The organism is Dinghuibacter sp., assembly GCF_035492835.1.
Lineage (GTDB): Bacteria > Bacteroidota > Bacteroidia > Chitinophagales > Chitinophagaceae > Dinghuibacter.
In genome coordinates this window covers 1-5,664 of the sequence record NZ_DATJIY010000252.1, presented here as the reverse complement: position 1 = coordinate 5,664, position 5,664 = coordinate 1, and the positions used below count along the sequence as shown (strand labels likewise).

At 61.8% G+C, this 5,664-nt stretch carries 3 protein-coding genes; all 3 read right to left on the bottom strand.

Features of this window, described 5'->3' with window-relative positions:
• On the bottom strand, nucleotides 1-2,160 hold a 2,160-nt coding region (locus VL547_RS22485; protein WP_325582214.1), incomplete at its 3' end, for a glycoside hydrolase family 2 protein.
• Nucleotides 2,160-3,824, bottom strand: a complete 1,665-nt coding sequence (locus tag VL547_RS22480; protein WP_325582212.1) for a RagB/SusD family nutrient uptake outer membrane protein — start codon at nucleotides 3,822-3,824, stop codon at nucleotides 2,160-2,162. The genes VL547_RS22485 and VL547_RS22480, both read right to left, overlap by 1 nt.
• 39 nt (nucleotides 3,825-3,863) lie before the next feature.
• Nucleotides 3,864-5,664 (bottom strand): SusC/RagA family TonB-linked outer membrane protein (locus VL547_RS22475; protein ID WP_325582207.1); only part of this gene is annotated, 1,801 nt, incomplete at its 5' end.

Sequence of the window (5,664 nt, the reverse complement as noted above, 5' to 3'; positions counted from 1 at the left end):
TCCCGGCGTATGCCGGACGAAGGAAACCGTATCCCCGTGAAAATAACCCACGGCCCGAAGCGAACCGGGTGTAAACGCCACATCGGTAAAGGTGAACGGCGGGTGGTCCAGGTGCCGGCCGTTGCCGCCGTCGAACGGGTTCCCGCCGTGGTCCCAGTCGCCATAGGGGGAATCCGGGCCGTCATCCGGCCGCCGCGTGGCTACGCGCAAACCGTTTACGAGCAACGACACCGAATCAGCGTTGCTGTATACCACGACCTTCCCCGACGTGTCAAACGGCGTCCACCAGTTCGCGATAAACACCACCGGCGCCGAACCCCGGCGTGTAAAGGCGTCCCGCTGACTCTGAAAGAAGTAATAGCTGAACTTCGGCAACCGGAACACATCCATCACCCCCCAATCCGTCGTCCCGCGCGTAGGCGCTTCGAACCCGTCGTAAAAAGCCCAGTTGGCGTCGCCTATGGTCCACGGATAGTACAACGGCCCGCGCAGCAGGTTGTGCTCCCACTGGATGTTCCAGGCATTGTGCAGCAAAGAGGCTTCGGACATACGGGACGAATTTGTCGTCGACTGTTCGCCTCCGAACTCATAATGCCCGTATTCTCTTACAAAACCCGGCTGCAACGGCTGCACGTCCTGCGGCCGGCCGAACGGGTCTTCCCAGCTGTTGTAGGGCACGTCCCAGGCGGTATTTTTCGCGCCATAGGTATCCCCCGCCGTAAAGAACTGGTCCCCCGGGTACTCCTCGTGCGCCACGCGCGCGGAAGCGATGCGGAAGGAATCCGGCGGGTAGCTTTCGTTGAGGCTCATCTCCCACATGACGACACACGGATGGTTCCGGTCCCGCCGGACGGTCTCGCGGATGTCACGGTAAACGCGTGCGCGAAAACGGGGTCCGTTATTGAAGAACTGCCACCCGGGGATCGCGTCAGCGACCATCAGGCCGAGCGAATCGCAAGCGTCGTAAACCGACGGGTCCTGCGGATAATGCGCCAGCCGGACGAAGTTCATCCCCGCGTCCTTGATGCGTTTGAGGTCGCGGTAGCTTTCGGCAGCGGACACTGCGTTCCCGATATACGGGTGGTCCTGGTGCCGGTTGGTGCCGACGATGCGATACGGCTTGCCGTTGAGCAAAAAGCCTTCGGTCCGCGTGAACCGGAGCGACCGGATACCGATGCGCGTCACCACCTCGTCCACGACGCGCCCACCCACCAGCAACTGCGTACGCAGCACATACAAATGCGGGTCCTCCGGCGACCAAAGACGCGGTTGCGCCACGGTAAAGCGTTGCAAAACCGAATCCCGCGCACCGCCAGAATCCAGAGCCTCGCCCGGGGCCATCACCCGCCCCTCCAGCACCTGCCGCACGAGCCCGGCCGACGCCGACGTCCGCACGACGACCGTCGCCGAAGACGACGAAACGTCCTCGTACCGGACAAACACGTCGTCGATGTGCCGCGCAGGCAACCCCACGAGCCACACGTTCCTGTAGATCCCGCTCCAATATAAAAACCCTAACCGCTCGAGCGGCTTCCCCGGCGGCGTCTGGTTGTTGTTCCGGTTGTCGACGCGGACCAGAATAGTGCTGTCGCCAGGATGCAGCGGCACGGTAAACGGCAGGTACCCACCCTGGTGCTGGAGCACGAACCGCCCATTGACCCACACCGACGCGACCTGCATGGCGGCATCGAACCGCAGGGAATAGGTTCGCCCGTCAGGGGGCACGCTAAAGCGCTTCCGGTAATAACAAATCCCCACGAACTGCCGCGGCCCCGGGTTGAGCTCCGACTCGTCGCGCGCCGGCGCCGGCAGCGTGACCGGCGTCCACATCAGCGATCGGATCAGCGGATACTCACGGTCGAAACCGCGCACCGCGGCCCCGACCTCGTCGCTTCCCGGGGCCGCCAGGGAAGACCCGCCCCCGGCGGAGACGTGCTCATCCGTGAACTGCCCCGTAAACGACGTCCCCTGCCGCACGCGCCCTGCCCCGGCGGCAATATTGGGCGAGTCGATCGCAAATCGCTCCCACCCGCGATCGAAGGAGACTTCGACGCGCCCCGCGCCACGCCCGGGAGACGCCGTCCGTTGCGCCCGCACGGGCGAAAAACCGAGGGCCAGCGCAAGGCCGGCCCCGGTTATGAAAATCCGAAACCACTGCATTAGTATCCGGGATTTTGCTTGAGCTGCTTATTAATATCGATTTCCGACTGCGGTATCGGCCACAAATAATTCTTTGAAGCGTCGAACAACCGCGTCTCGACGGGTATATTCCCACCCGTATATGTAACCACGCCGGTCGACGGATCGACGGACCCCAGCCGCGCGCCCGTCACGGGGCCCGACATTACCTGGGGCCCGATCTGCCAGCGCTGGATGTCGAACCACCGCAGCCCCTCGAGCGCCAGCTCCACGCGGCGCTCGCGGCGGACCAGCGTCCGCAGGGTGGATTGGCTGTTATAGACGGACTGGTCGACCACCGGCATCCCCGCGCGCTGACGCACCGCGTTGATGTCGGCGTATACGCTGGCGTCGATCTGACCCGCCTCGATCTTCGCCTCGGCGTCCATGAGCAGCACCTCCGCGTAGCGGATCAGGATCATGCTGAGCCCCGTGGAAAAGATCCCGTTGTCCGCGTTGTAATCCGCGAGCACCGCGGTGAATTTCTTCTCTAGGTAACCCGTCACGGACGTGTTGTTCCCCGACTGGTAAAAGTCGCTGGACGAGGCGTCGAGCGGGTCGTAGTAGTTCGGCGTGCCGTCTGCGTAGGGATACTGCTCCCCGGGATAAACGATGGACGCCGCCAGGCGCGGGTCGCGGTTGGCGAACGGATTGTTGGGATCATACCCCGACGTTGGATCGTCGATGGTTTTGCCGCCGGTCGTCTCATACGCATCCACCAGCGATTGAAGCGGGTCGAGCGAAGACCAGCCGCCATAGGTGAACGAGGGCATCACGCCCACCGCCCAGTTGGTGTTGGAGGTGCTGGTATTGCCGATGTACTCCACGTCGAGGATCACTTCGCTGTTGTGCGCGAACTTCTCGCGGAACAGGTCGGTATAGCTCGGGTACAGGGCGTATCCCAGCTGCATCACCTGCGCGCAGTCGGCGATACAATTGGTATAATCCGCGTTGTACAATTCGATACGGGCTTTCAACGCCAGCGCCGCGCCGCGCGTGATCCGGCCGGTCTCCGAGCCCGCGCCGCCGGAATAGGAAACCGGCAGGGAGGGTGCAATGGCGGCGAGTTCCGAGATAACGAACTGCGTCACCGAATCCTTGGTGGTGCGCTGAACCGCGTCAGCCTGCGAGGGCGTCAGCGATGACGTAACTAGGGGCACGCCTCCGTACAGCTGCGACATCATAAAATACTGGTAGGCGCGGATAAACCGGGCTTCCCCCTGTGTCCGGGCCAGCAACGACGCGCTGATCGGCGCCTTCGTGACATTCCCCAGGAACCAGTTGCACTTTTGGATGGTCACATAATTATAGAGGTTGTCCCCGTTCCCGTTGGGCGAAACACCCCCCGGCGTGGCCGAGCCGTTGCCGTAGGATTGGAAGCCTTCCCAGGGATACTGGCTATAGACGTTGTCCGAAGCGCCGTCCATATAGATCACGTTGTACCCGTCGGCCCATCCCTGGAGCCCGGAAATGGGGTTGTTCCAGCCGGAGTAGCACCCGTTGAGGGCGGCGATCACGTCGCTGGAGTCGGTGAAGAGGCTGCTGTTGCTGAGCGAGTCGCTCGGCTGCCGGTCGAGGAAGTTCTTCTTACACGCCGATAGCGCGATCAGACCCAGCGCTACGCAGAATATGATTCGATTGCTCATAGCTAAAAATTGTGGGGACGCCAAAGCGACGCCCGGTAATTAAAATGTCACATTCAACCCAAACGTAGTCGTCTTGACCTGCGGGTAATCATACCCAGCGGTACCTGCGGGCGCCTCGGGATCGATCCATTTGTAGAAAGCCGAGAGCGTCCAGAGGTTCTGCGCGCTGTAGTAAAACCGGATGCGCTGTGCCCCGATCCGGCGCGCGATCGAAAACGGCAGCGTATACCCTACCTGGAGGTTTTTGAGCCGCACGTAGTCCGCGTTCCGCACCCAGTACGAGGACGGGTTGGTACCCGGGTCGTTCTGGAGGTAGCTGGTCGTCAGCAACCGGGGGAACTTGGCGCCGGGGTTCGACGTCGTCCACGAATCCAGCATCGCGCTCGTGGGCTTGCCCACCGAGGTACCCACCTGGCCGAGGGCAATGCCCTCCGCATAGCCCTTCACGCCCGCCGCGCCCTGGAAAAAGGCCGTTACGTCGATACCCTTCCAGCCGGCGCCCAGGTTGAGGCCAAAGGTAACCTTGGGGAAGTAGGTACCGAGGTAGGTACGGTCGTTGGTCTGGTCGACCTTGCCGTCGTTGTTGAGGTCCTTGTAGACGATATCGCCGGGTCCCGTGTTCGGGTTCTGCGTGGCGTGCGCCGTGACCTGCTGCGCGTTCTGGAACAGGCCCTGCGCCTCGTAGCCCCAGAAGGAGTTGATGGGTAACCCGACCTGGCGGATCGTTACACCGCTGATGCTCGAGCCGGCGGCGCCGAGGCTGGTGACCTTGTTTTGGATAAAGGCCGCGTTGCCGCCTACGTTGTAGGTGAACGCGCCCGAATGACCATGGTAGTCCGCGTTGAACTCCCACCCCTTATTCTGCACCGCGCCCGCGTTCTGTGACGGCGCCGTCAGCCCGTAAGGCGCCGACACCGGTATCGACAACAGGATGTTCGACGTTTTCTTGATGAAATAGTCCGCGGTGAACGTGAGCGCCCCCTGCAGGAAAGCGGCGTCCAGCCCAAGGTCGGTCTCGGTGGTGGTCTCCCAGGTGAGCGCGGTGTTGACGCCGTTGACGGGCGCCACGCCGTTGGCAAAAGCGGGGTTGGGTCCGCCGAAAACATAGTTTTGACCGGCCGCCACCGTGGTGATATAGGGATAATAGGTGTTATCCGAATTGCTGCCGACGATGTTCTGGTTCCCCAGCTTGCCCCAGGAGCCGCGGAGCTTTAGCTCGGACACCACGGGACGCAGCGCATAAAAGAATTTTTCCTGTGAGATCCGCCAGCCCGCGGACAGCGAAGGGAAGGTCCCGAAACGGCTCGCGGTGTCAAAACGCGACGACCCGTCATACCGCAAGTTTGCCTCGAACAGGTAGCGGCCTTCATAGTCGTAGTTGAAGCGTCCGAAGAACGACTGCAGCGCGAGCTCGTTCGAATACCCGTTGGAGGTCTCGCCGGTCGTGGACGCCGCGTTCAGGTCGGACAGGTCGTTGTTCAGGAAGCTCTGCCGGTAACCCTGCAATTGGTAGTACTTGGTGTACTCCTGCGAATAACCGCCAAGCAATTTGAACGTATGCCCGCCAAAACGCTTCATATAGTCCAGGGTCGCCTGGAGCGTGATATAGGTGGTATTGTCATACAGGTCGGTCACGTTGTTGGGCCCCTGGTACAACCCAGCCGTCCCCGTCGGCGTATAAAACTGGATATCCGCCACATAAGACTTATTCTGGTCCTGCGTCAGCGTATACCCCGCAAATGGCTTGAAGTGGAGGTCCTTGATGGGTTCCCAGTCGAGTCCCGCGGTCCCCGCCAGCACGTAATGGTTATAGGACCCGAGGCTGGGGGAATTCAGCCAG